Below are 24,876 nucleotides of genomic sequence, written 5' to 3'. Positions count from 1 at the left end.
CCGTTTTTTATTTGTGGAAAACCTACTTCTTCATCTCTCTAATGATCATCTGAAAATTCAACAGCGCTGATTACCATGTGTGTATATGTCTTTGAAATCACCCAAAGATCGAAGGCGATGATCTTTCCTTGGGTCGAAATGGACAAAAAAGGATCTATATTGATTTGGTTATCCACAGTTTCTGTGGATAACCTGTCTCAAATTCAGTGAGTAACCAGATCTAAGTGGAGTAAGGAGGTTATTTCGAAGGCTGTATTTGAGCGAGAACTCGCCCTTCTTTGGTCAGAGATGTCTTCAATGAGAGGTGAAGTACAAGGGCTAGAGAGCAGCTCATCATCACGAAAATCGCCAGCATGATCATCAGTTGATACTTAATCGCGATCATCGGTGAAGCACCACCTAAGATCTGTCCAGTCATCATTCCCGGCAGCGTTACTAAGCCTGTGGTTGCCATAGAGGCCATGATAGGGGACATCGCTTTCTGTATTGCATTACGTACAAAAGGCGCAGCAGCATAAGTAGGAGACGCGCCTAACGCGATTGCTGCTTCATATTCTGATTTCTGTGTTTCAAAGGCACCAAACAGGTTCTGCAATGCCACGATATTACTGCTTAAGCTATTACCCAATAACATCCCTGCGATTGGGATAAGGTACTGCGCGTTAAAAACCGGTGTCGGCTTAATGATGAAAAAGCAGATGAACAAGACAATAGGTACACAAGTTACCGCAAGGCTAACGGCGACAGGAGCCAAAAGTAGGTTTCTTGGCAGTCTAGATTTTTCAACAATCGAGCTTGCACCGACGATAATCATAGTAAATAACCACAGCAAATTGACCCACAAACTATTCAAAGTGAACAAGTATTCTAGGTAAAGTCCCACCAGAAATAGCTGAATAACCATACGAATGATGCTGATAGAAGCCTCTTTGCCAAGGCCGAGTTTTAACTTGTGGTTGATGGTAATGGGTAGCAAGAGAAGTGAGCTGAAGAACAATAACTGCCACCAAGATATATCAATAACGTCTTGCATAATGTTTCCTTTTAAGTAGGTCCCCATCATATCTGAAAGTGCCAAATGATGCATTTTAGCTTCATTCCAGCTTACTCAAAAAACACCCAATGATTTAACAAACAAAACACAAAATATTGGTGATTTTAGGCTTTTTTAGCTACTACTTAGTAGGTGAAAGGTTAAAATTGGTTGCTAAATAGTTGCGCAAATGTTTGTTTTTAACATTTGTGAAATATACTTAATTCTTCACATTTGTTAATAGTTTTTAATAACTTTGTTTAACTGAAAACAAGTTTGGATGAGCTCAAAAAAGTATTGATTAGCAAGGGTTATAACGGGGGATTTGATTGAACCTTACTTTGTGTATGGTCTAAAATTTGTTGTTAGATACTCAAGAACTTTAGCTCCTTAGAATGAGCTACTCAGAATTACTAAATACAAAATAGGCAAAATGTATGAGTGATGTTAAAAAAATTGAAACTGGCGAAAAACGCTCGTTGGAGTGGAAGTCATTCCTCTTCATTGCGGTTGTTCTCTTTCCAATATTAAGTGTGGCTTTTGTAGGCGGTTACGGCTTCATAGTTTGGGCACTGCAAGTGTTTGTATTCGGACCTCCTGGTGCTCATGGCGGCATGTAATGCCCTCTAGTAACAACATTTTTTAAAATCAATATTTAAGAGAGCTAAACATGAAATCATTTTTAGTTAAATTATGGCGCACAATGACTCGCCCAGCAGTACACATCAGTCTTGGTGTACTAACTATGGGTGGCTTTATCGCCGGTGTTATTTTCTGGGGCGGTTTCAATACAGCGCTAGAACACACAAATACAGAAGAATTCTGTGTAAGCTGTCACACCATGCGTGACAACGTATACGTAGAACTACAAGAAACGGTTCACTGGAAAAACACTTCTGGTGTACGTGCTACTTGTCCTGACTGTCACGTTCCACATGAATGGACAGCAAAAATCGCTCGTAAGATGCAAGCTTCTAAAGAAGTATTCGCTCAAGTATTTGGTGACCTAGATACGCCTGAGAAATTCGAAGCTCGTCGTATCGAACTGGCTAAACACGAATGGGATCGCTTCTCTTCGAACAAATCTCTAGAGTGTAAAAACTGCCACAACTACGATTCAATGGATTTCGAAAACATGCGCCCAACAGCGCGCATTCAGATGAAGAACGCGGCAGAGCGTGATCAAAGCTGTGTTGACTGTCACAAAGGTATTGCTCACAACCTTCCATTAGATATGGCATCAGCGAGCGGTATTGTTGGCGAGCTAGAAAACGTAGCAAGCAGCACATCTTACGCAAATGGTTCAGACGTGATCTCTATTCGTCACCTACCAATGTACACAGATGAAACAGCTGAAGTTGAAGCGGGTCTATTAAGCCCTGCAAGTAAAGTTGCTGTGATCGACGAAAAAGGCGACATGATCAAGATTCAAATCGACGGTTGGCGTAAAGCGAAAGGCTTCGGACGTGTAATCCAAGAAGACTTCGGTATGAACATCTCGACTGCAATCTTGACGAAAGAAGTATCTCAAAGTGACGTAATCACTGTTGGTGAGAAGAAAGAAGATGAGCTAACTGGCCTTCCTTGGGAAGAAGTTAACCTAGCACTTTGGATGAAGAAAGAGTCTATGGTTGATAACTTCGATCCAATCTGGAACGCAGCTAGTCAAGCGTACCAATCTAACTGTTCAACGTGTCACTCACAGCCAGATGAAGCTCACTTCAGCGCTAACGGTTGGGTAGGCATGCTAGATGGTATGATTGCATTCGTTAACTTCGATACAGATACAGAAGCATTGGTTCTTAAGTATCTACAGAAGCACTCATCAGATTTTTCTGAAGGCCATCACTAATAAGACGTCAATTGGAGTAACACAATGGCAATTACAAGAAGAAGTTTTCTGAAAGGTGTCGCGACGACAAGTGCGGCATCGGTTATCGGTCCAAGCTTATTGGCGTCGGCTTCAGCATCTGCTGCAGAAACAGACGGCGCGTGGAAAGTCTCTGGTTCTCACTGGGGTGCATTCCGAGCTCGCGTTTACGCGGGTAAAGTACAAGAAATTAAACCTCTAGAAATCGATCAGCACCCAACAGAGATGCTGAAAGGTATTAAAGGTATTATCTACAGCCCATCACGTGTGCGTTACCCAATGGTTCGCCTAGATTGGTTGAAGAAGCATAAGTACAGCGCAGACACGCGTGGTAACAACCGCTTTATTCGTGTGACTTGGGATGAGGCACTAGACCTTGTTTACCGCGAGCTAGAGCGCGTACAGAAAGATTACGGTCCATGGGCGCTTCACACCGGTCAAACTGGTTGGAGACAAACAGGTCAGTTCCACAGCTGTACTAACCACATGCAACGTGCAATGGCACTTCACGGTTACTCTGTGAAGAAAATCGGTGACTACTCAACAGGTGCTGGTCAAACGATCATGCCTTACGTGCTAGGTTCTACTGAAGTTTACGCACAAGGTACATCTTGGGAACTTATCCTAGAAAACAGTGACAACATTGTTCTTTGGGGTAACGATCCAGTTAAAAACCTTCAAGTAGGTTGGACATGTGAGACTCACGAGTCGTTCGCATACCTAGAACAGCTGAAAGAAAAAGTTGCTAAGAAAGAGATCAACGTTGTTTCTGTTGACCCTGTTAAAAACAAAACAGGTCGTTACCTAGAAAACGAGCAAATGTACATCAACCCACAAACTGATGTGGCGTTCATGCTTGGTGTTGCTCACGTTCTTTACAACGAAGGCCTATACGACAAGAAGTTCATCGAAACTTACTGTCTAGGTTTTGAAGATTTCATCAAGTACGTTCAAGGTGAAACGAAAGACAGAGTTGAGAAGACGCCAGAATGGGCTTCTGCTATCTGTGGCGCAAGCGCGGACTCTATTCGTGACTTCGCTAAGATGCTGGTTAACGGTCGTACACAGATTCTTGTTGGTTGGAGTATCCAACGTCAAGAGCACGGTGAACAGCCTTACTGGATGTGTGCAGTTATCGCAGCAATGGTTGGCCAAATTGGTCTTCCGGGCGGTGGTATCTCTTACGGTCACCACTACTCTGGTATCGGTGTATCTTCAACTGGCTTCGCTGCTCCGGGTTCATTCCCGCTGAACATCGACAAAGGTCAATCGCCTAAGCACACTAACACTGATTACAACGGTTACAGCCGCGTAATCCCTGTTGCTCGTTGGGTAGATAGCCTGTTAGAGCCAGGTAAGAAGATCAAAGCAAACGGCGCAACAGTGACACTGCCTGACATCAAGATGATGGTATTCAGTGGTAACAACCCGTGGCACCACCACCAAGATCGCAACAAGATGCGTAAAGCATTCAAGAGCCTACAAACTGTAGTGGCTGTTGATTTCGCTTGGACTGCAACTTGTCGTCACTCTGATATTGTTCTTCCAGCTTGTACTCAGTGGGAACGTAACGATATCGATGGTTACGGCGCGTACTCTGGCCGTGGTTTGATCGCAATGCACAAGCTAGTGGATCCTCTGTTCCAGTCTAAGACTGACTTCGAGATCATGTCTAGCCTAACTAAGCGTTGGGGTCGTTACGACGATTACACGCGTGGTATGGACGAAATGCAGTGGGTTAAATCTCTGTACGACGAATGTCGCGCATCAAACGAAGGTAGCTTCGAAATGCCTGAGTTTGCTGAGTTCTGGGAGAAAGGTTTCCTAGACTTCGGCAAAGGTAAGCCATGGACTCGTCACGCTTCATTCCGTGAAGATCCAGAGATCAACGCACTAGGCACGCCTTCTGGTTTCATCGAAATCACAAGCCGTACTGTTGGCAACATGGGTTACGAGCACTGTCAAGAACACCCAATGTGGTTCGAGAAATCTGAACGTTCACACGGTGGTCCAGGCTCTGACAAGCACCCGTACTGGCTACAATCTTGTCACCCAGACAAGCGTCTTCACTCTCAGATGTGTGAATCTGAAGAGTGGCGTGCGACTTACGCGGTACAAGGCCGTGAGCCAATCTACATCAACCCAGTAGATGCTAAGAAGAAAGGCATCAAAGATGGCGATGTAGTACGTGTGTTTAACGACCGTGGTCAACTACTAGCAGGTGCTGTTCTAATGGATAGCTACGCTCCTGGTGTTGTTCGTATCGAAGAAGGTGCTTGGTACGGTCCGATCAACGAGAAAGTGGGCGCGCTAGATACATACGGCGATCCAAACACACTGACTCAAGATATCGGTACGTCTGAACTTGCTCAAGCAACGTCAGCAAACACATGTTTGGTTGATTTCGAGAAGTTCCAAGGCAAACTGCCTCCAGTAACTTCATTCGGTGGTCCAATCGAAGTTTCTTAAGTCTTGTCTTAAGAACCAAGATTAAAGCTTGAATTAAAGCCCCTGTAAGCACTCTTACAGGGGCTTTTTGTATTTTTGATATCAGTGTTGGTGTTTCTAAATAAGCATTATACAGGGCTAATAGAGGGCGTTTTTGAGACAGGCTGTAACGCGCTGTTTGAGAGAGGTGGTAGAAGCAGTGAAGCAGGAAGGGAATGTAAAAAGAACCTGTGGAAAGACTTAAGCAGGCGGAAACAAAAAGGCCGATACAAAGTACCGACCTTACAGAAGCCTATGGAGTTAACTCTACTCAAGTTAGATCTCAAATATAAACCAGTAGCTATAAGCACAGATTAGTGCGGGCACACTAGAGTATAAGGTCGCGACCAGTGCCGCTTTGGGAGCCATCGCAATCGCAGGGAATAGCGCATCTCCATCATTTGAAATTGCGTTACCTACCTGAGCCGAAAGTGGCAGGGCGCCTGAAAGGTATAAGCTAGTGACCAATAATTGCGGTCCACAGCCCGGTAGCAAACCCATCAACACGCCAGCCAGGGGGAGCATGATGCCCCAGCTTGAGAATAGCGTCGCAAAATCAACATTTGCTATCACAGAGCCAAATTCAAAGAAAAGAAAGGCAACCACCACCCAAGCGGTGACAAAGTTTGTATCTTGAGCGGTCTTTTGCAATGGGTGAGAGCCTATACACTTTTCGTCCTCACTCACGGCTGATTTGTAATCCTCAATTTCACGGGTTAGCCCCCACAGAAACATCGAGCTGATCAGCAAAACTGTCCCCGCCCATTCCATCGACATTTCAGGCAAAGCGAGCAGCTCGTTCACATCGACTTGAAAAGAGCCAAGTAGGGCAACGGCAGCACCCGGAATAATCAGTACAGACCACAGGTAACCTTGCAGGTTTATCGCTTTTTTAGAGACCGATTCTTTGTCTTGAGATTGAGAAGCACAGCTGCTCACCACTTCATTTTTCTCTGCTTTTTTTGGGCGTAAGAAGTCGTCTGCGTGAAACAAGTTAATGATTCGGCCTGACGCAGTACCCACGATCACGCCCATCGCCATCATGGCTAAACCTGTCTTAGGCTCGCTCGCTATGAGCAGGAACGCCGCGTCACCCATGGTTGAGACGAGCACCGCAACAACTGCGCCGAATCCGAGTTTTCCCGAGATAAATTGTGTGGTTACCACTATCGCACCGCCACAGCCGGGCAACGCGCCCATGAGAGCCGCGAATACCACTTGGTTTGAACGAGATTGATGGACGAGCTTATTGAAGACGTTATCTTTGTTTATGTACAGACTTAACCAGTGGTAAATAGCCAAGGTTAAAGCAACATAACAAGACACTGCCCAAAACGCGTCTGACAAAGTAGTCACCGTCAGCTCTCGTGTAGCTGGGGCTGCAACCAAAGCTGCAAGTGAGACAGGCAAAAGCAGGCGCTTAAATGACAGTGAAAACTGAGTTGTTTTCGCAGCACTACTGCTTGGCAAAAAAGAGATTAGTCGATCCATAGGTGTTACTCAAAATTAGTGGCTTAAGATAAATATATACGAATGATAATAATTATCAATTGCATTTGTTGTTTTTTTATCTATTGTTACTATTGGCTAAACCCACGAAACATGACCAATCTAAAAAAATGAGGTAAAGTATGGCTAATAAAGAGAGGCTCTAAAGGTAGAGTCATAATTGTTAGTGTAATAGGAAGAAACATGATTTTAGTTGTTGGTCACAAAAACCCTGATAGTGACAGTATTTGTAGTGCGTTAGTTGCAACTGAGCTTCTTAAGGCTCGTGGCGAGGAAGCGACACCAATTCGCCAAGGCGAGATCAACCGCGAAACTCAACACATTCTAGAAGTCGCTGGTGCTGAAAAGCCAGAGCTTCGTACTTCTGTTGCTGGTGAGAAAATCTGGCTAGTAGACTACTCAGATCTAGCACAAGCACCAGATGATGTTGCTGATGCAGAGATCGTAGGTATTGTTGATCACCACCGTCTAGGCGACGTGATGACAGTAAACCCAATGGAAGCTTGGATCTGGCCTGTTGGTTGTACAAACACTGTACTTTTCAACATGTTCAAGATTGAAGGTCACGCAATCTCTCAACAAATCGCTAAACTAATGATGTCTGCAATTCTTTCAGACACAGTTGGTTTCGCTTCTCCAACATGTACTCAAAAAGACAAAGACGCGGTTGCTGAGCTTGCTGAAATTGCTGGCGTAACTGACGTTGATGCATTCATCAAAGCGCTTCTAATCGCAAAAACAAACATCGAAGGCCTATCTGCTGCACAGCTAGTAGAAAAAGACCTTAAAGGCTACCCATTCAACGGTCGTGATGTTGTTGTTGGTCAAGTTGAACTTGCGACTCTTGAGCAAGTAGACGGCATGATCGAAGCGCTAGAAGCTGATCTTGAAGAGCGTTGTGAGAAAGACGGTCTAGCGTTCGCTGCGGTAATGCTAACAGATATCACTACTGCTCAAACTCGTCTTCTATACAAAGGTGAGTGGGCTGAGAAATTGGTTAAGCACGAGAAAGGCGGCGTATTAATGATGGAAAATACACTAAGCCGTAAGAAGCAAGGCTGGCCTTGGCTACAAGGTGAGCTTGTTTAATCAAGTCGCTTAATATTAAACGCCTGCTTATTTAGCAGGCGTTTTTCTTTGAAGTAGACTTTCTTCTTCATCGATAATGTTTGAAGTTAACAACACTCGGCATAAAATAGCTTTAAGAGCAAAGTTACTGACTAAAGTAGGAAATTAAGATGACTACACAGCTAGACGATAAAAAAATCGCTGAAATCAACAAGTATACGGGCGAGCAACGCCTGAAATACTGTGTGAAAGAAATCGTAGCAAACCGTGAAGTATGGATCTTAACCGATGAACACGGTTGTGTAATGCTGAACACAGAAGATGAAGATTGTGTTCCAGTATGGCCAAACCAAGAGTTCGCAGAATCATGGGCAACGGGTGATTGGTCTGAGTGTAAAGCTGAGTCTATTTCGTTGAACAAATGGCACAGTCGCTGGACGAACGGTCTAGAAGACGACGAACTTGCTGTTGTAGTATTCCCGAACGAGCAAGAAGAAGGCGTTATCTTGTTCCCGGATGAGTTCGACTTCGAATTGAAAAAGCAGGCAGCTAAGCGCTAGTTCTTTCGTAATACAGTAACATCGTAAGTCAGCGTTGCCTTTCTTAGGCAGCGCTATCATTCAATTATCCCATCTAAGTTACTTCCAACGTATATTCGTCAATACCCAATCAATTGATACAAAGGCGCTTGCTGTGCGGCTTTAGAAGCTTGCTGAAGCACACCTGTTTTGCTGTATCTCTTGAGTATCTTTCGAACGATAGGTTTTACTTCAGATTTTGTCATTCCAGCTTTCAATTCTGGTTCATACAGCAATTGCAGTAGCACTACGTCTAACGGCGATAATAAGTCTTCTGGCGTGTGGTCGTTGAAAATAGAAGGGTAGGCTTTATCTGAATCATTCGGCAGGCCTAGAACTTGTGTGATCTCTTCCACGATACAGGCGACCAGCTTACCTCGCGATCTTGCCTGATCAACCGGGATTACAATCCCAGCGTATACAATCTCGCCTTTAGAATTGGTTCTATAGCCCGCCGTGCAGATGGCGCTATTTAAATGTTGAGTTGATTTGAGCTTGAGCACCGATTTCGCCTCAGATACCCACTGGCTCTGCCTTGTGTATATCCATTTAACGTTCGCTTCGGACTCTTTACTGACGATTGTTATTGGATGTTGGGTGACTTCAGATAAGTGTTTGATATGAAGCTCTGTGATCTCTTGATGCAGTTCCTCATCGCCCACTCGATGATCGATCCAAATCTTGATCGGTTGTTTCCACTTGGCGAGCGGTTTGTTGCCTTGGGAGTATTCGTGTTGAAGCGCGACGTTATAAAAGGCAGTTTCGACGAAGCTTCTATCTAGCCATGTGAGCGGTGTGCTTGTCGCGTTAAAGGACAACAGCACCAACAAGAGGGGAAGCATTGAAGCTGTTCGATACATACTTTTCCCCTCTGCTAAATGTAGCGTGATTCCAGGTTAGTGGTTCGGCGCTTTGGAGAAATGGCTCTCAACCAATCTTTGGGTGATTTGGTGAGTTGGATTGGTTAGCACTTGATCTGTTTCCCCACTCTCAACCACATTGCCTTCATGCATGACAATAATCTTGTCGGTAATGTGCTTAACAATACCGAGGTGTTGAGATACATAAACGAACGATACGCCCATCTCTTCTTGTAACTCTAAGAACAGATTGATGATTTGCGAGCGCATTGCCATGTCCAAACCATTTAAAGCTTCATCAGCAACAATGATGGATGGCTGAAGTATTAAGGCACGAGCCAAACAAACCCTTTGTTTCTGGCCTGCAGCAAGCATCTGAGGGTAGAAATACGCATGTTCCGGTAGAAGGCCTACGCGCAGTAGTGTGTCTTTCACACGACGCATACGAGCTTCTGGAGGCATGTTGGTGTTTCGCTTTAATGGACCTTCAAGAATTCGACCGATCTGAATGCGTGGGTTAAGTGACGTATTCGGATCTTGGAAGATCATTCGAATCAGCTTACAACGAGTCGAGTAGTCTTTGTGCTCTAGCTTTTCGCCATTCACGCGGATCTCGCCTGCGGTTGGCTCCACCATGCCTGCGAGCATTCTGGCTAATGTTGATTTGCCAGAACCATTCTGGCCGATAAAACCAATTGTCTGGCCTGCTTCAAGAGAAAAGCTAACTGGCTTCACCGCCTGATGAATCTTTTTACGGAAAAGACCAGAGCGAGTCGTAAAGTCTTTAGACAAATCACTGACTTCTAATAATGCACTCATGATTTCTTTTTCTTCTCCATATTCAGAGGGAAGTGACAGTTGAACTTATGGTTCTTGATACGTTTCGTATGCGGGATCTCGACACACTGCCTTTGTGCGTATGGGCAGCGAGGCCCTAATCGACAACCAATAGGAAGATGTTGCAGCGGTGGAATTGACCCCGGCAAAGACTGGAGCTTCTCCTTGTGGGGAATCCAGTCGTTAAAGTCTGGCATCGCTTTTAACAAAGCAACGGTGTACGGGTGCTTTGGTGCATCCAACAGCTTCGGTGTATCAGCGGATTCTACCGATTGACCACAGTACATCACGGTAATGCGAGTCGCCCATTGGGTAATGGTGGTTAAGTCATGGCCGATCAACACGATGGTGGTGTTATTGATCTGGTTCATACGACTCAAAAGACGCAATATTTGAGACTGTGTAATTGGGTCTAAATCGTTGGTTGGCTCGTCAGCAATCAAGACTTTTGGCTTGGCAGCGATCGCCATTGCGATCATGACTTTTTGACACTCACCATCTGTCAGCTCATAAGAGTAACTGTCCATTAGGCGAGAGTGGTCTTTGATGCCGACTTTGTGTAGTAATGCGATCGCTTGCTTCTTACGCCACTTAAATCGTTGCCACCAACGACCTTCAAACGAATGGGAAGGGATCGCTTCAACGAGCTGGTTACCTACTTTTTCAGAAGGGTCAAGACACGTTGATGGCTCTTGGAAGATCATTGCGATATCGCGGGCGATCACTCGGCGTCTTTCTTTCGGCGTCAGTTGCAGTAGGTCGATATTACCTAAGCGCATTCGGTCTGCAGAAACCTTCCAGTTTTCTTTACATACTCCGACGATCGCTTTTGCAACCAAACTCTTACCTGAGCCTGATTCACCTACTAAGCCACGAATTTCCCCTTCATTGAGGGTAATACTCATTCGATCTACGGCTTTAACCATCCCTTGAGGGGTCTCAATCTCGATGGTTAGATGTCGAATATCAAGTAACGGCATTATTCGATTCCTGCATTTAGCGCTTGGCGAACACCTTCACCGACGAGGTTAATCACGATAACTGTAAACATAATAGCTAAGCCGGGTAGGGTAACTGTCCATGGCGCAAGGTAAATCAACTCGACCGAATCACCCAAGATGGAGCCCCATTCGGTACTCGGTGCTTGAGCGCCAAGCCCTAGGAAACCTAAAGCCGTGATATCAAGAATTGCGACTGACAGTGCCAGCGTAACTTCAAGAGCGATCACGGTAAGGATGTTCGGAAGGATTGAGTTCCATAGCAGGTAAAAATCGTTCGCACCATCAAGGCGAGAAGCCAGAATATAGTCTTTTTCTACTTCAGCATGCACGGCAATGTACACCGAGCGTATAAAGCGCGGGATCAGTGCCAAGCACAAGGCGAGCAAGATATTAAACTCCCCAAAGCCAAGGAATGCCACGAAGATAATCGCCAGCAGAAGAGATGGAATCGACATAACAGTATCAAGCAGGTGGTTTAGCGTGCTTGATAGTAAACCGCGCGTCATACCAGCAAGTACGCCAATCAGACAACCAATGACGGCTGCGATAAAGGTAATCACCACCGCGGCGCCGAAGGTTAACTGAGAGCCAATTATTAGGCGAGAGAGAATATCTCTGCCTAAGTCATCCGTACCCAAAAAGTATTCTACCGTTCCCGCAGGATCCCAAGAGGGCGGCGTTAATAGGTGACCGGTTTGTTCTTGTGCATCATGCGGGGCTAGCCACGGTGAAGTGACGGTGACCAGAATGATAAGCACCAAACACCACAAGCCAAACATAGCTAGATTATTGCTGCGGAAGCTGCGCCAGAAACGTTCGAACTGGGTTGGAATCTGTTCTTCTTGGTAGACGTTATTTGTTAGCATACCATTCCTTCCTTACCAGTGGATTGATCATCGCGCCCAGTAGATCGGACAGAATATTAGCGGTCAAAACTAAGGTAGCCACCACAATTACACCAGCTTGAATTGAAACGTAATCTTGATTCGATAAGGCATCCAATAACCAGCGGCCAATGCCCGGCCAGTTAAAGATAGACTCGGTAACAATAGCAAGCGTTAACATACTCGATAGCTGAACACCGACCTTAGGAATAATCGGAGGTATCGCGTTTCTTAGCACGTGCTGCGTGATGATCTCTCTAGTTGAAAGACCTTTAATTCGCGCAGCGCGGATGTAGTTTTGCGTCATTACTTCAGCCACTGACGCTCTCATCAATCGGATGACCTGAGTCGTTGGCGCCAGTGCTAAAACAAGACAAGGCAACGCCATGTGCTCGATAACACTTTGTAGTGCGTGCGCACGGTAGCGACCCTCGGCAAAAAAGGCGTCAATCATCGCGAATCCAGTCACGTGTTCAATCTCGTAAAGTAGGTCGTATCGGCCACCAACTGGGAACATTTCAAAGTGCAGTGAAAACACCATGATCATCAGCAACGCGACCCAAAATATAGGCGCAGAGTAACCGGCCATTGAGGTGAACGATATGGTGGTATCAACAAATTTACCTTGTCTCATACCAGCAATGGTGCCGAAAGGGATACCGATGATGAGTGCCAACACAAAGGCAAAGAAGCACAGCTCTAGCGTTGCAGGGAACACCAGGACCAACTCATCGATGATAGGCACACCGTGTTTGCTTAGGCCAAAGTTTAGCGTCGATAATTCAGTGATATAGCTAATCCAACCGGGCCAAAAATCTTGAATTGCCCAAGGTGAGGTTTGGTCTAATCGAAGCAGGGAAAAACCTACCAAGGTCAGAATTCCTAGCGTAATAACGAATAAGTTTACACGTCTTAATGTATACCAAAACATTACTGCACCTCTCTTCTGACTTGATCAAAAGGTTGGGCATTGAAAGGACTTGCTTTAAAGCCTGTTAGCGAACGATCGTGCACGCGAAATTGCACGCCATGAGCTAAAGGAATCACAGGAACTTCTTCATTGAGAATGTTTTGGGCTTGTCGGTACAAGTTCACACGGTGCCTTTGTTGATTGATCTCTAATGCTAAGTCGAGAAGGAAATCAAAGTCTGAATTACACCACATCGAGACGTTTAACCCTGCACGCTCAGAGCTGCATGAGAGCAGCGGACGTAAGAAGTTGTCCGGGTCACCGGTATTGCCTATCCAGCCTGTAAGCAACAAGTCTGTTGAGGAAATAGAGGACAACTGTGTGCGGTCAAATCGGTCGTCGGTATAGAGTTTCAATTCAATACCAATATCGGCTAAGTTTGCTTGGATAAGTTCTGCCGTTTTTCTTGGACTTGGATTGTATGCGCGTGGCTCTAGTGGTACCCACATTGAAAGCTCTAACCCAGGTTCAACGCCAGCTTCTTTGAGAAGCGCAACCGCATAGTTTCGGTCGTAGCGAACTTGAACGCTGTCTTTTTGGTGAGCCCAAGAAGTCGGAGGAAGCAAGGTGTAGGCTTTGGTTCCTGTACCGTAATACACAGAATCAAGAATGTTCTGACGATTGATGGCTAAGTTGAGCGCTTTACGAACTCGAGAGTCACGCAGTGCAGGGTGCTCAGTATTCAGCGCGATGAAAGAGACATTAACCGCCGGAGTAGCAGAAATCTTCAACTCTTCATGAGCCTGAATAATAGGGATTTGGCTAGAAATTGGTGAGTTGAGCACGTCACACTCACTACGCAGAAGCTTGGCAAGTGTGCCTGTTCCACGTTGCGAAGTATCGAACACAACTTGGTCCATTTGTACTTCACCTTTCCAGTAGTGCTTGTTCTTTTTCAAGCGCACTAGGTCGTTGATTTGGTATTCATCTAAGTAGAAAGGGCCAGTGCCGACTGGATTGGAATCGATTCGATTTTTCTCATCCGCTGCAATGAGCTGATTGGCATACTCCTTAGAGTGAATGACTGCATAGCTGGTGGCGATGTTATTGAGAAACGAATTGTCTGGGCGACTTAATTGGAATTTCACCGTTAGGTCATCAACTGCGGTGATATCGACAATCAGGTTTTTGAAGTCGATTCCGGCAAACCATGGGTATAGGCCGCCACCCACATAATGAAATGGGTTTGAACTATCAATGACACGTTCAAAGCTAAACACCACATCTTGTGCATTCATGCTACGAGTTGGGGTGAACCAGTCTGTGGTTTGGAACGCAACATTTGGGCGCAGTTTGAACGTGTATTCTGTACCTGATTTATCAACAGACCAACTTGTCGCTAAGTTCTGTTTTGGTCGGTACGTCATCGGATCAAGAGTGAGCAGTGTATCGAAGATTTGAGGACTCAGCGATTCTGCGGTAATGCCACTATCAACTAGCTGTGGATTGAAGGTACTAGGATTACCTTGGCCGCAATAAATGAAGCCTTTTTCACGGATTTGCTCGTGATTCACACTCTCACCACATCCAGCGAGAAAGCTCAACGTGCAGATGCTCAGTGATAGTCTTATTAGTGCTTTCATAAAAAGAAATACTTTTCGAAACGAGGCGTTAGAGGAGCCTCAAGATCCGGACAATTTAACATTTTATTTATTCGGCTCCAAATAATAATCAAGCGTGGACAGCTATTTATCGTTAGCTTGTCCGACAATCGCGTACTTCCTCACCATTCCACGTAATTGGTTGTAGGTTAACCCAAGTAATTCTGCGGCTTGTTTCTGGTTATATTTGCTCTGTTTGAGGGCTTGGTTGAGTAGCTTGATGTCTTGTTGTTCTTGCCATGCTTTGTAATCAAGCGGCAAAGAAAACAAGCTCTCTGATGAAGTATGGCTGTTAGACGGCTCATTGCCAGTTTCCGGAGAGGAATCTTGCTCTGTTTTCCATGCGGGTTTAAATGGGTTAAACACCAAATATTCAATAGGATATGGATCTTTTCCGTGCTGATAGATAGCTCGCTCAATGACGTTTTTGAGTTCTCGTACATTCCCTGGCCAAGAATAATCCAAAAGCGATTCAACGGCAGAGGGGGCAAAGCCAACAAACAACTCCAATTCCAATTCACGACACATCTTAATGGCGTAATATTCTGCCAGTAGCATGATGTCTTCTTTTCGCTCACGCAAAGGAGGGATAGTAATGACGTCAAACGCCAGTCTATCTAATAGGTCTGCTCGGAATTCGCCCTTTAATGCCATGTCTGGTAAGTCGGCATTGGTTGCACACACCAGTCTGACATTGGCACTTAGCGCCTTTTGCCCACCGACACGTTCATATTGCCCGTATTCAATAACGCGCAGTAGTTTCTCTTGAACCGCAAGGGGAGTGGTCGCCAGCTCATCCAGAAACAGCGTTCCGCCTTCTGCTCTTTCAAAACGACCTTGATGACGCCCTTTCGAACCCGTAAAGGATCCCGATTCATGACCAAACAGTTCTGAATCAATCAAACCTTCACTTAAGGTTGAGCAGTTCAATGAGATCAAAGGTTGATCCCAACGTCTTGAAAGGTAATGCAGTCTTTGTGCGATCAACTCTTTACCTGTGCCACGTTCGCCAATGATCAGAATGGGTCTTTCTATTGGTGCGAGTTGGGAAACTTTATCTAACACAGAGAGAAAGCTAGGTGATTCACCAATGAGGTTCTGCTGCATAGCGGGTCCTTGTATGAATTAATCGCTGGAGAGGTCATGTAAGAGCCATAGTGGTGAAAAATACCAATACTTGGCTAAATTCATCATAGCATGGTTCGAGTTAATCACCATTTATTGTAAGTAACTGATAATAAATGGCTTAAAAGTTGGCACGCTACTTGGATTATTTATGGTAGGTTTAACAACAAACGTAAATTTTTGAGCAAGTGGATTGATAAAGTCGCACAACGATTTGAAACGCATTTGCCATCATTGTAATTAAGGAGTTCCTCATGGGTATTTTTTCTCGCTTTGCAGACATTGTAAATTCAAACATCAGTGCACTATTAGATAAGGCTGAAGATCCAGAAAAGATGATTCGTCTTATTATCCAAGAAATGGAAGACACCTTAGTTGAAGTTCGTACCAACTCAGCAAAAGCAATTGCTGACAAGAAAGAGCTAGCGCGTAAAGTAGAAGCTATCGAAACACAGATTCTAGATTGGCAAAATAAAGCGACACTTGCCCTGACCAAACAACGCGAAGATTTGGCGAGAGCGGCGCTAATCGAAAAGCAAAAACTGGAAGACATCATCAAGAGCCTTCACACCGAACAAACCTTGGTTCATGAAACCATCGAAAAATTGACGAGTGAAATTGGTAAACTTGAAACAAAGATCGCAGAAACTCGTGCAAAGCAACAAGCATTAATGATTCGTAACAATGCGGCAAGCAACCGTCGTGATGTTCAAAAACACCTGCACTCAAGCAAAACCAACGAAGCAATGGCGAAGTTTGAGCAATTCTCGCGTAAAGTGGATGAATTAGAAGCTGAAGCGGACGTTTACGCTAAGACTGGCAACGCAAAATCTTTAGACCAAGAGTTTGCCGAGCTACAAGCTCAAGATGAAATCGAAAAAGAGCTAGCGAAACTGAAGCAACAAGTTGAAAACCGCGATAAATAATCTAGGAGTTGTCTATGTCAACATTTCTAATTGCAGGTCCACTGATTGTCTTTTTAATCTTCGTGGCACCGCTATGGTTATTCTTACATTACCGCAGCAAGAAGAAATCCAGCAATGGTCTTTCTGAAACGGATCTTCAACGTCTGCATAAGCTTTCTGCGCAAGCCGAATCCATGCAAGACCGAGTGAAAACGCTAGAAAAAATACTGGATGCGGAGTCGCCTAACTGGAGACGAAACTATGAGTAGAGAACTGTATCGCGACACGATTAACGGCAAATTGTCTGGTGTGTGTGCAGGGTTAGCGAACTATTTTGGCCTTGAAGTGTGGTTGGTTCGCATCTTAGTTATCTCAGCAGCACTGCTTGGTGGTAGTTTTCTGGTGTTATTAGCGTATTTAGCTTTGACATTTATGCTTGAAAAACAACCACCTCAGTATGTCGACCAAATGAAGGCGAAACAAGAGCATACGCTGAAGCAAAAGCCTTGGGAAAAAGGGCAAACTGCAGAGTCGCTATTGAACACTTTAGAGGGTGATTTCCAGAAGTTAGAGACCAGTGTCCGCAACATGGAAGCTTATGTCACCTCAGATACGTTTAAAGTGAATCGTGAATTTAAGAACATGTAGTGGTAAAACCTAAAAAGGATTAGATAACGGTTTAGGAAAATTTATTCCAAGCCGTTATTTTTTTTAATAATTTTCTCTAAATAAATCTTACGCTGACTGGTAAGTTACATGTGATTAATCTATGTTATAAAAATATTTATAGATATGGATGATCACCAATGTATAGAGCCTCCCTTGTCCTATTGACTGCCTTAGCTGGGTTGTCTGGGTGTGGTAAGGAGCTTCCTCCCGTGCCTGAACCTGAGTCCAGACCCGCCAAACTCTTCACTGTCTCCGTCGGTAATAATGCCTTTGAGCGTAATTTCCCTGCTACCACAGAAGCTGGTGACAGAGCGGTACTCGCATTCCGTGTTCCTGGGTTATTGCAGAGCATCGATGTGACCGCTGGGCAGCACGTGTCTAAAGGCGACGAGCTTGCTAAGTTAAATCCCGATGAATATCAACTACTCGAGAAGCAAGCAAAAGCGAATTTTCAGCTAGCCGATGTTCAATATCAACGTGCGATCAAACTTCGTAAAGATCGTGTGGTATCAGAGCAAGATTTCGACCAAGCGAAAGCGAACCACAATTCAGCTCGCGCGGTGCTTAATCAAGCTAACGCGAATCTTCGCTACACCACTTTGGTTGCGCCGTATGACGGAACCATTTCCATCATTCCTGCTGAAAACCATGAATACATTGCGGCTAAACAAGGCGTGATGAATATTCAAACCAATCAAATTCTTAAAGTCGTCTTCTTATTACCCGACCAACTTATTACGCGCTTTTCATCAGGGTTCGAGATGGATGCAACCATGGTTTTTGATGCGTTTCCTGAAAACTCTTACGTTTTAACCTTCCAAGAAGTGGATACCGAAGCTGACCCGAAAACAGGTTCGTACAAAGTCACCATGGTAATGGAAAGACCAACCGATGTGGGTATTTTGCCCGGTATGTCTGGCTCGGTAAATCTCGTTTCATCGTTAGCGGCGGCCACCAAAATACCAACGTCAGCAATGATGACCGATGGGGATGATGTCTCTGTATGGCGTGTGAATAGCGACGGCATTGTTGAAAATGTTGCCATTGTCATCGATGAAAAACGCCATATCGTCTCTGGATTGAACGATGGCGATCGCATTGTGACTTCTGGCGTCAATGGTCTTGAGTCGGGCATTAAAGTTCGAGAGTGGATCAAGGAAAGGGGGCTATAACATGAAAACACTTAAAGTGGCTGCTGGCCTGTCGTGTTTAGCCTTACTGACGGCTTGTGAAGATAAGCAAGCTGTAGAAGTGAATAACACGCCCTTGGTTAAAGCTATCGAGATTTCAGTCATCGATTTTAGCGACAAACTCTATTTCCCTGCGGTAGCAAACGCTGCTGAGAAGGCTCACCTCAGTTTCCGAGTTGCGGGTGAAATCTTCAAGCTAGATGTGAAGGAAGGTGAACGAGTTGCCAAAGGGGACATCATTGCCGAGCTTGACCCTACCGATTATCAATTGGATGTGGACAATGCTCAAGCTCGTTACACGGTAATCAATAGTCAATACCGACGTTCGAGTCCGCTAGTGAAGAAAGGCTTATTGGCTAAGTCGCAATTCGATGAAATTGCCGCTCAACGCCAGATTGCTTATGCCGAGTTGGAACTGGCGAAACTGCGCTTATCGTTCACTATGCTTCGTGCGCCTGTTGATGGGATTATTTCTCGAGTCAGTGTCGACCAATATGAAAATATTCAGGTAGGCCAACAGATTGTGAACATTCACAGTGTTGAGGATGTCGAAGTTGTGATTCAGCTCCCTGACCAAATTTATGTGAATCAACCCAATGAAACGCTCCTCTCGAACGTGGAAGCTGTGGTGAGAGTGCCAAGCGGTAATGAATACACCGCAGGTATTAAAGAGTTCACCACTGAACCCGATCCAAGTACGGGTACCTTCACGGTTACATTAGCTTTGCCGATGCCAGAAGACGATTTGATTCTTGATGGTATGGCCGTTGATGTGACTTCAAACGGGCGGGATATCGGTTTGGAGCTAAAAGCTGGTGTACTTATTCCGATCGAAGCGGTATTCAATGCAGACGGTGATGAACTGGATCGTAAAAACTCTTATGTGTGGGTTCTTAACGACGACAAGACAGTCTCGAAACAACAAGTCGTGTTAGGAAAAGCAAACCAGGAAACATTGCAGGTAGTGAAAGGATTGGAAATGGGGCAGCATGTCGTTGTTGCAGGCGTATCGCGATTGCGAGATGGGATGACAGTGGAAGTATTGTCTCAGGAGACGAACAATGAGTGAAGTAAATAACAAGCCCCAAAATGACGATCAACAGGGTGATGATCAGATCACAGGTGTTGCTTCTTACTTTATACGTAACAAAGTCATTAGCTGGATGCTATCTCTGATCTTTCTTATTGGTGGTGTTTCAGCATTCTTCGGTTTGGGGCGTTTAGAAGATCCTGCCTTTACCATCAAAGATGCAATGGTCGTGACTTCATACCCGGGGGCAACGCCTCAGCAGGTGGAAGAAGAAGTTACCTACCCACTAGAGAAAGCGATTCAACAGCTTACCTATGTCGACGAAGTGAACTCTATTTCAAGCCGTGGCCTGTCTCAGGTAACGGTAACGATGAAGAATAACTATGGTCCGGACGATCTTCCGCAAATTTGGGATGAACTTCGCCGAAAAGTGAATGATCTTAAGGTTGAACTGCCACCTGGGGTCAATGATCCTCAAGTCATTGATGACTTCGGTGACGTTTACGGGATCTTGCTTGCGGTGACGGGTGATGGTTATAGCTACAAAGAGCTGCTGGATTACATTGATTATCTAAGGCGAGAGCTGGAGTTGGTTGATGGGGTCAGTAAGGTCTCTGTTTCTGGTCAACAACAAGAGCAAGTATTCATTGAGATATCGATGAAGCGGATAAGCTCCTTAGGTCTGTCTCCAAGCACGGTATTTAATCTTTTATCGACTCAAAATATTGTATCAAGTGCGGGTGCGGTAAGAATTGGCGACGAATACATTCGAATTCATCCAACGGGTGAGTTCCAGAATGTTGAGCAGCTTGGCGATTTAATTCTGACAGAAGGTGGTGCTCAAGGTCTCATCTATTTAAAAGATGTGGCGAATGTAACTCGTGGTTATGTTGAAGTGCCAAGTAACATCATTGGCTATAACGGCAAGCTCGCACTTAACCTTGGTGTCTCTTTTGCGCAAGGCGTGAACGTAGTAGCGGTTGGTGAAGCGTTTGATCGAAGATTGGCCGAGCTAAAGTATCAACAACCCGTCGGCATCGACATCTCCGAGGTTTATAACCAACCTAAAGAGGTAGACAAGTCGGTAAGCGGATTTGTGGTGAGTTTAGGGCAGGCGGTTGCGATCGTAATCGTGGTGTTACTGTTCTTCATGGGACTAAGATCGGGCCTATTGATTGGTTTGATACTGCTATTGACCGTATTCGGTACATTCATTTTCATGCAGTACTTCAAGATCGACCTACAACGTATTTCACTGGGCGCGTTGGTTATCGCCTTGGGGATGCTGGTGGATAATGCCATTGTGGTGGTGGAAGGGATATTGATCGGCACGCAGAAGGGGCGAACCCGGATGCAGGCCGCCACCGATATCGTAACCCAAACCAAATGGCCGCTGCTTGGTGCGACGGTTATTGCGGTGACTGCGTTTGCTCCAATTGGTTTATCTGAAGACTCAACAGGCGAATACTGTGGCACCTTGTTCACGGTGCTACTGATCTCCTTGATGCTGAGTTGGTTTACTGCCATCTCGCTCACGCCGTTCTTTGCCGACATGTTCTTTAAAGGTCAGAAGGTCGATCCAGATAACGAAGGTAAGGACCCATACAACGGGATGGTTTTTGTTATCTACAAAAACTTCCTTGAGTTCTGTATGAAGCGTGCTTGGTTAACCATGTTTGTTCTGATTATTGGTTTAGGCGCGAGTGTGTACGGTTTTGGTTTCGTTAAGCAAGCCTTCTTCCCGTCTTCAACCACACCTATGTTCCAAGTGGATGTGTGGATGCCAGAAGGTACCGATATTCGAGCGACCAATACCAAGCTTAAAGTGCTTGAGAGTTGGCTAGCTGAGCAGGACGACGTTGAACATATCACGACAACCGCGGGTAAAGGCCTGCAACGTTTCATGCTGACTTATGCGCCAGAGAAAAGTTATAGCGCTTACGGCGAGATAACGGTTCGTGTGAAAAGTTATGAAGTACTTGAAGGGCTAATGAAACGCTTCCGTGAACATGTAAATGGTCAGTTCCCAGAGATTGACTACAAGCTTAAACAGATCGAATTAGGTCCTGGTGGCGGTGCGAAAATTGAAGCGCGAATTGTGGGTTCTGATCCAACGGTTTTACGTTCAATCGCTGCACAAGTGATGGACATCATGCGTGCTGATGAAGGCGCATTTAACGTTCGTCACGATTGGCGTGAAAGAACTAAGGTATTAGAGCCTCAGTTCAATGAAAGCCAAGCGCGTCGTTATGGTATTACTAAATCTGACGTTGATGATTTCCTAGCAATGTCTTTCTCTGGTAAGTCGATTGGTGTGTATCGTGATGGTACAACGTTAATGCCGATTGTGGCTCGTTTGCCTGAAGACGAGCGTGTCGATATTCGTAACATCGAAGGCATGAAGATCTGGAGCCCAGCATTAAGTGAGTACATCCCACTTCAACAAGTAACGTTAGGTTACGAGCTAGAATGGGAAGATCCACTGATCATCCGTAAGAACCGTAAGCGTATGCTAACGGTAATGGCGGATCCTGATCTATTGGGTGAAGAGACGGCCTCAACTCTACAGAAACGCTTACAACCACAGATTGAAGCGATTGAGATGCCTCCGGGTTACTCATTGGAATGGGGGGGTGAATATGAGTCGTCAGCAGATGCACAGGCGTCACTGTTCACAACCATGCCTCTGGGTTACTTGTTCATGTTCTTAATCACTGTGTTCTTGTTTAACTCGGTGAAAGAGCCTCTGATCGTTTGGTTAACGGTTCCATTGGCGTTGATAGGGGTGACGACAGGCTTGCTAGCCTTGAATACACCATTCGGCTTTATGGCGCTGTTGGGCTTCTTGAGTCTATCTGGGATGCTTCTGAAGAACGGTATCGTACTACTTGATCAAATTGAGATTGAGATGAAATCTGGTAAAGATCCGTATGTAGCGGTTGTTGATGCGGCTCTGAGTCGTGTTCGCCCGGTATGTATGGCGGCGATTACCACCATTCTAGGTATGATCCCTCTACTACCGGATATCTTCTTCAAGCCAATGGCAGTAACCATCATGTTTGGTTTAGGCTTTGCGACTGTACTCACGCTAATCGTAGTGCCTGTGCTGTATCGTTTGTTCCATAAAATTGAAGTGGCTTAACGTCAACTGACCTTTGAAATAATGCCCCTAATTGGGGCATTATTTTTATGTACGATTACTAAAAGAGACCATCGAAATGGAAGCTAATACAGTGGATAGAACGTGTGCATGGGCGCTTAAACATGAGCTTGAAAGGGAGTACCACGATGCAGAGTGGGGCGTGCCTGTTTATGATGACCAAGTTCTGTTTGAGTTCATTACTTTAGAAGGTGCTCAAGCCGGTCTGAGTTGGATTACGATCCTTAAAAAGCGTGAAGGCTATCGTGCCGCGTTCGATGATTACGATCTAAACAAGCTAGCTGAGTTGAATGAAGACAACGTGCCGCACATCATTGAAAACTTCGATGTGGTTAAGCACAAGGGTAAGATTGCTTCGGTATACAACAATGCACGAGCAACGCTTGAATTACAGAAAGAGTTCGGCTCTCTTTCTAATGCCTTATGGCAATTTGTTGATAATGAGGTGATCGTGAATCAATGGACCGAGATGTCTCAAGTTCCCGCTTCTACCGAGCAATCTAAAGCGATGAGTAAGTTTTTGAAGAAGAGAGGCTTTAAGTTTGTAGGGGAAACAATCTGTTACGCATTTATGCAAGCAACAGGTATGGTCAATGATCATTTAGTCGGTTGCCCACACAAATAAAGTGTTATTTATTTCAGCGGAACAATCACTTAGAAATTGAAAAATTCATAGCCATTTTTTCATCGCTCTGAGATCTTTAAGTGGATGTGCTTTAAGGTTCAATATTGGCTTTGAAAGCTTCTGGACTATGAGCGGTTTGTATTATGAGCTGAAGTATCTGAATATGAGTATTTTGAGTTATGCTTTAAACAGAAAAAGGCAGGAATATCCTGCCTTTTTTGCATATTAGACCTATCGTCTCAGATTAAATCAGAGCGCTATAACGTTCTAATCCCGCCTCTAGATCAGCAATCAGGTCATCAACATCTTCTAACCCAATATGAACACGTATCAAGGTACCTTCGAAATTAGGATTGGCAACAGTTCTCAAGCTGTCAAAATTGCTTGGTTCGTTAGCTAGAATCAAACTTTCAAATCCACCCCAAGAGTAACCCATACTAAAATGTGTCATTCCATCAAGTAACGCTGTCGTCGCTTTGATATTAGAGTTGTTTAGTACAAAAGAGAACAAGCCATTACCGCCAGTAAAATCTCGTTTGAAGAATTCATGGCCTGGGCAAGACTCAAGAGCAGGGTGACGAACGTGGTTAACTTCAGGACGAGTCTCTAACCATTTTGCGACCTTCAAGCTGCTTTCTGCGTGTTGGCGTAGACGCACATCAAGAGTACGAATGCCGCGAAGCCCTAAATAAGCATCATCAGGTGAGACACATTGCCCCATCAAGTAACTTTGCTCTCTTAGTTGATCCCAGCATTTCTCATTGGCGACTGCCGTACCTAGCATCACATCAGAGTGACCCACGATGTATTTGGTCGCTGCTTGAATCGAGATATCAACACCAAAATCAAACGGTGAGAAGTTCACGCCAGCCGCCCAAGTATTGTCTAGCATAACGATGATGTCATGTTCATGAGCGATACGAGCTAGTGTTGGAATATCCTGCACTTCCATGGTGACAGAGCCTGGAGACTCAGTAAACAGCACCTTAGTGTTTGGCTTGATAAGGTCTTGGATACCTTCACCAATCGTTGGCTCGTAGTAAGTTGTCTCTACCCCCATCTTTTTCATGATGGTGTCACAGAAATCACGAGTAGGTTCGTAGCAGGTGTCAACCATTAAAATATGATCACCTGTTTCTACAAAAGAGAGAATGGCATTAGAAATGGCGGCCGTACCACACGGGTACAGTGCACAACCCGCGCCGCCTTCTACTTCAACCATCGCATCTTGGAAGGCAAAATGAGTGTTGGTTCCACGACGTCCGTAAAAAAGGGTCTTGTTAGCGCGGTTAATCGTAGCTTTACGCTTCTCTTCTACTGAGTTAAATACGACAGTTGAAGCGCGTTGTACTGGTGGGTTAACAACACCATTGGTCCACTTCTTATCACGACCGGCAGTGATAAGTTTAGTGGTTTTGTTCTCGGACATGCTGTGAATTCCTTATCAATCGGTTATGTCCTATTTAAAACATGC

22 protein-coding genes are annotated in these 24,876 nt (G+C 45.0%); 12 read left to right on the top strand and 10 right to left on the bottom strand.

The features are described from left to right. Positions 1–238 precede the first annotated feature (238 nt). Positions 239–1,033, bottom strand: a complete 795-nt coding sequence (locus tag AB4493_RS14560) for an ABC transporter permease (RefSeq protein ID WP_017067668.1) — start codon at positions 1,031–1,033, stop codon at positions 239–241. A gap of 437 nt (positions 1,034–1,470) precedes the next feature. On the opposite strand from AB4493_RS14560, the gene torE reads away from it, so the two are divergent. From torE to torA, 3 genes are read left to right on the top strand one after another with little or no spacing between them, the layout of a single operon-like run. Further along, entirely contained in the window at positions 1,471–1,653 is a 183-nt protein-coding gene (gene torE, locus AB4493_RS14555; protein ID WP_010440051.1) for a trimethylamine N-oxide reductase system protein TorE, read from the top strand. Between the two features lie 50 nt (positions 1,654–1,703). Beyond that, positions 1,704–2,885, top strand: a complete 1,182-nt coding sequence (torC, locus tag AB4493_RS14550; protein ID WP_372155269.1) for a pentaheme c-type cytochrome TorC — start codon at positions 1,704–1,706, stop codon at positions 2,883–2,885. A gap of 24 nt (positions 2,886–2,909) precedes the next feature. After that, positions 2,910–5,372, top strand: coding sequence for a trimethylamine-N-oxide reductase TorA (gene torA, locus AB4493_RS14545; RefSeq protein ID WP_017067667.1), 2,463 nt, complete (start codon positions 2,910–2,912; stop codon positions 5,370–5,372). 294 nt (positions 5,373–5,666) lie between these two features. On the opposite strand, the gene AB4493_RS14540 is transcribed toward torA, so the two are convergent. Further along, positions 5,667–6,881, bottom strand: a complete 1,215-nt coding sequence (locus AB4493_RS14540; RefSeq protein WP_102332940.1) for a putative manganese transporter — start codon at positions 6,879–6,881, stop codon at positions 5,667–5,669. 201 nt (positions 6,882–7,082) lie between these two features. Between AB4493_RS14540 and AB4493_RS14535 the strand changes: the two genes are divergently transcribed. Beyond that, entirely contained in the window at positions 7,083–7,988 is a 906-nt protein-coding gene (locus AB4493_RS14535; RefSeq protein ID WP_017065328.1) for a manganese-dependent inorganic pyrophosphatase, read from the top strand. Positions 7,989–8,137: 149 nt separating this feature from the next. Next, positions 8,138–8,527, top strand: a complete 390-nt coding sequence (locus AB4493_RS14530) for a DUF2750 domain-containing protein (protein WP_004734596.1) — start codon at positions 8,138–8,140, stop codon at positions 8,525–8,527. 98 nt (positions 8,528–8,625) lie between these two features. Here AB4493_RS14530 and AB4493_RS14525 read toward each other — a convergent pair whose 3' ends face one another. The 7 genes from AB4493_RS14525 to pspF all read right to left on the bottom strand — a co-directional run bounded on the left by AB4493_RS14525 (position 8,626) and on the right by pspF (position 15,805). Further along, positions 8,626–9,405 carry a DUF2927 domain-containing protein gene (locus AB4493_RS14525; protein ID WP_029235328.1) on the bottom strand — a complete coding sequence of 260 codons (780 nt, stop codon included), beginning with the start codon at positions 9,403–9,405 and terminating at the stop codon, positions 8,626–8,628. 36 nt (positions 9,406–9,441) lie between these two features. After that, positions 9,442–10,224 carry an ATP-binding cassette domain-containing protein gene (locus AB4493_RS14520; protein WP_017060304.1) on the bottom strand — a complete coding sequence of 261 codons (783 nt, stop codon included), beginning with the start codon at positions 10,222–10,224 and terminating at the stop codon, positions 9,442–9,444. Next, the gene (locus tag AB4493_RS14515) at positions 10,221–11,222 is read right to left on the bottom strand and encodes an oligopeptide/dipeptide ABC transporter ATP-binding protein (protein WP_017060305.1); all 1,002 of its coding nucleotides are present in this window, start codon (positions 11,220–11,222) and stop codon (positions 10,221–10,223) included. The genes AB4493_RS14520 and AB4493_RS14515 overlap by 4 nt, the downstream gene beginning before the upstream one ends. After that, positions 11,222–12,109: a putrescine export ABC transporter permease SapC gene (gene sapC / locus AB4493_RS14510; RefSeq protein WP_017065331.1), complete on the bottom strand. Its 888-nt coding sequence runs from the start codon at positions 12,107–12,109 to the stop codon at positions 11,222–11,224. Before sapC ends, AB4493_RS14515 begins: the two co-directional genes overlap by 1 nt. Further along, on the bottom strand, positions 12,096–13,058 hold the full coding sequence (locus AB4493_RS14505) for an ABC transporter permease subunit (protein ID WP_017060307.1): 963 nt from the start codon (positions 13,056–13,058) through the stop codon (positions 12,096–12,098). Before AB4493_RS14505 ends, sapC begins: the two co-directional genes overlap by 14 nt. Continuing rightward, a complete protein-coding gene (gene sapA, locus AB4493_RS14500) occupies positions 13,058–14,680 on the bottom strand; it encodes an ABC transporter substrate-binding protein SapA (RefSeq protein ID WP_017065332.1) in 1,623 nt (540 codons plus the stop codon). Before sapA ends, AB4493_RS14505 begins: the two co-directional genes overlap by 1 nt. 102 nt (positions 14,681–14,782) lie before the next feature. Next, complete coding sequence (pspF, locus tag AB4493_RS14495) at positions 14,783–15,805, bottom strand: phage shock protein operon transcriptional activator (protein ID WP_017060309.1); 1,023 nt, start codon at positions 15,803–15,805, stop codon at positions 14,783–14,785. Between the two features lie 272 nt (positions 15,806–16,077). Between pspF and pspA the strand changes: the two genes are divergently transcribed. From pspA to AB4493_RS14460, 7 genes are all read left to right on the top strand, one after another. Continuing rightward, positions 16,078–16,749 carry a phage shock protein PspA gene (pspA, locus tag AB4493_RS14490; protein ID WP_010440091.1) on the top strand — a complete coding sequence of 224 codons (672 nt, stop codon included), beginning with the start codon at positions 16,078–16,080 and terminating at the stop codon, positions 16,747–16,749. 14 nt (positions 16,750–16,763) lie between these two features. Beyond that, entirely contained in the window at positions 16,764–16,997 is a 234-nt protein-coding gene (pspB, locus tag AB4493_RS14485) for an envelope stress response membrane protein PspB (protein WP_004734605.1), read from the top strand. Beyond that, positions 16,990–17,376, top strand: coding sequence for an envelope stress response membrane protein PspC (pspC, locus tag AB4493_RS14480; RefSeq protein WP_017065334.1), 387 nt, complete (start codon positions 16,990–16,992; stop codon positions 17,374–17,376). The genes pspB and pspC overlap by 8 nt, the downstream gene beginning before the upstream one ends. Before the next feature lie 158 nt (positions 17,377–17,534). Continuing rightward, positions 17,535–18,569: an efflux RND transporter periplasmic adaptor subunit gene (locus AB4493_RS14475; RefSeq protein ID WP_029236444.1), complete on the top strand. Its 1,035-nt coding sequence runs from the start codon at positions 17,535–17,537 to the stop codon at positions 18,567–18,569. 1 nt (position 18,570) lies between these two features. Further along, positions 18,571–19,656 carry an efflux RND transporter periplasmic adaptor subunit gene (locus tag AB4493_RS14470; RefSeq protein WP_017060312.1) on the top strand — a complete coding sequence of 362 codons (1,086 nt, stop codon included), beginning with the start codon at positions 18,571–18,573 and terminating at the stop codon, positions 19,654–19,656. Further along, positions 19,649–22,759 carry an efflux RND transporter permease subunit gene (locus tag AB4493_RS14465; RefSeq protein ID WP_372155267.1) on the top strand — a complete coding sequence of 1,037 codons (3,111 nt, stop codon included), beginning with the start codon at positions 19,649–19,651 and terminating at the stop codon, positions 22,757–22,759. The genes AB4493_RS14470 and AB4493_RS14465 overlap by 8 nt, the downstream gene beginning before the upstream one ends. Before the next feature lie 76 nt (positions 22,760–22,835). Then, on the top strand, positions 22,836–23,402 hold the full coding sequence (locus AB4493_RS14460; RefSeq protein ID WP_017068062.1) for a DNA-3-methyladenine glycosylase I: 567 nt from the start codon (positions 22,836–22,838) through the stop codon (positions 23,400–23,402). A 244-nt stretch (positions 23,403–23,646) separates the two neighbouring features. Here the strand turns inward: AB4493_RS14460 and AB4493_RS14455 are convergent, their stop codons facing one another. After that, positions 23,647–24,831 carry a cystathionine beta-lyase gene (locus AB4493_RS14455; RefSeq protein ID WP_017068061.1) on the bottom strand — a complete coding sequence of 395 codons (1,185 nt, stop codon included), beginning with the start codon at positions 24,829–24,831 and terminating at the stop codon, positions 23,647–23,649. Positions 24,832–24,876: the final 45 nt, after the last annotated feature.

This window comes from Vibrio sp. 10N.222.55.A1, from assembly GCF_041473835.1.
Taxonomy (GTDB): Bacteria; Pseudomonadota; Gammaproteobacteria; order Enterobacterales; family Vibrionaceae; genus Vibrio; species Vibrio crassostreae_C.
Note: the sequence above shows the minus strand (reverse complement) of the source record. Positions and strands in the feature narration are given on the sequence as shown.

What these genes read in the sequence shown, in the direction of transcription:
- AB4493_RS14560 (WP_017067668.1), bottom strand. Translation starts at nt 1,033, where the DNA reads ATGCAAGACGTTATTGATATATCTTGGTGGCAGTTATTGTTCTTCAGC.
- torE (WP_010440051.1), top strand. Translation starts at nt 1,471, where the DNA reads ATGAGTGATGTTAAAAAAATTGAAACTGGCGAAAAACGCTCGTTGGAG.
- torC (WP_372155269.1), top strand. Translation starts at nt 1,704, where the DNA reads ATGAAATCATTTTTAGTTAAATTATGGCGCACAATGACTCGCCCAGCA.
- torA (WP_017067667.1), top strand. Translation starts at nt 2,910, where the DNA reads ATGGCAATTACAAGAAGAAGTTTTCTGAAAGGTGTCGCGACGACAAGT.
- AB4493_RS14540 (WP_102332940.1), bottom strand. Translation starts at nt 6,881, where the DNA reads ATGGATCGACTAATCTCTTTTTTGCCAAGCAGTAGTGCTGCGAAAACA.
- AB4493_RS14535 (WP_017065328.1), top strand. Translation starts at nt 7,083, where the DNA reads ATGATTTTAGTTGTTGGTCACAAAAACCCTGATAGTGACAGTATTTGT.
- AB4493_RS14530 (WP_004734596.1), top strand. Translation starts at nt 8,138, where the DNA reads ATGACTACACAGCTAGACGATAAAAAAATCGCTGAAATCAACAAGTAT.
- AB4493_RS14525 (WP_029235328.1), bottom strand. Translation starts at nt 9,405, where the DNA reads ATGTATCGAACAGCTTCAATGCTTCCCCTCTTGTTGGTGCTGTTGTCC.
- AB4493_RS14520 (WP_017060304.1), bottom strand. Translation starts at nt 10,224, where the DNA reads ATGAGTGCATTATTAGAAGTCAGTGATTTGTCTAAAGACTTTACGACT.
- AB4493_RS14515 (WP_017060305.1), bottom strand. Translation starts at nt 11,222, where the DNA reads ATGCCGTTACTTGATATTCGACATCTAACCATCGAGATTGAGACCCCT.
- sapC (WP_017065331.1), bottom strand. Translation starts at nt 12,109, where the DNA reads ATGCTAACAAATAACGTCTACCAAGAAGAACAGATTCCAACCCAGTTC.
- AB4493_RS14505 (WP_017060307.1), bottom strand. Translation starts at nt 13,058, where the DNA reads ATGTTTTGGTATACATTAAGACGTGTAAACTTATTCGTTATTACGCTA.
- sapA (WP_017065332.1), bottom strand. Translation starts at nt 14,680, where the DNA reads ATGAAAGCACTAATAAGACTATCACTGAGCATCTGCACGTTGAGCTTT.
- pspF (WP_017060309.1), bottom strand. Translation starts at nt 15,805, where the DNA reads ATGCAGCAGAACCTCATTGGTGAATCACCTAGCTTTCTCTCTGTGTTA.
- pspA (WP_010440091.1), top strand. Translation starts at nt 16,078, where the DNA reads ATGGGTATTTTTTCTCGCTTTGCAGACATTGTAAATTCAAACATCAGT.
- pspB (WP_004734605.1), top strand. Translation starts at nt 16,764, where the DNA reads ATGTCAACATTTCTAATTGCAGGTCCACTGATTGTCTTTTTAATCTTC.
- pspC (WP_017065334.1), top strand. Translation starts at nt 16,990, where the DNA reads ATGAGTAGAGAACTGTATCGCGACACGATTAACGGCAAATTGTCTGGT.
- AB4493_RS14475 (WP_029236444.1), top strand. Translation starts at nt 17,535, where the DNA reads ATGTATAGAGCCTCCCTTGTCCTATTGACTGCCTTAGCTGGGTTGTCT.
- AB4493_RS14470 (WP_017060312.1), top strand. Translation starts at nt 18,571, where the DNA reads ATGAAAACACTTAAAGTGGCTGCTGGCCTGTCGTGTTTAGCCTTACTG.
- AB4493_RS14465 (WP_372155267.1), top strand. Translation starts at nt 19,649, where the DNA reads ATGAGTGAAGTAAATAACAAGCCCCAAAATGACGATCAACAGGGTGAT.
- AB4493_RS14460 (WP_017068062.1), top strand. Translation starts at nt 22,836, where the DNA reads ATGGAAGCTAATACAGTGGATAGAACGTGTGCATGGGCGCTTAAACAT.
- AB4493_RS14455 (WP_017068061.1), bottom strand. Translation starts at nt 24,831, where the DNA reads ATGTCCGAGAACAAAACCACTAAACTTATCACTGCCGGTCGTGATAAG.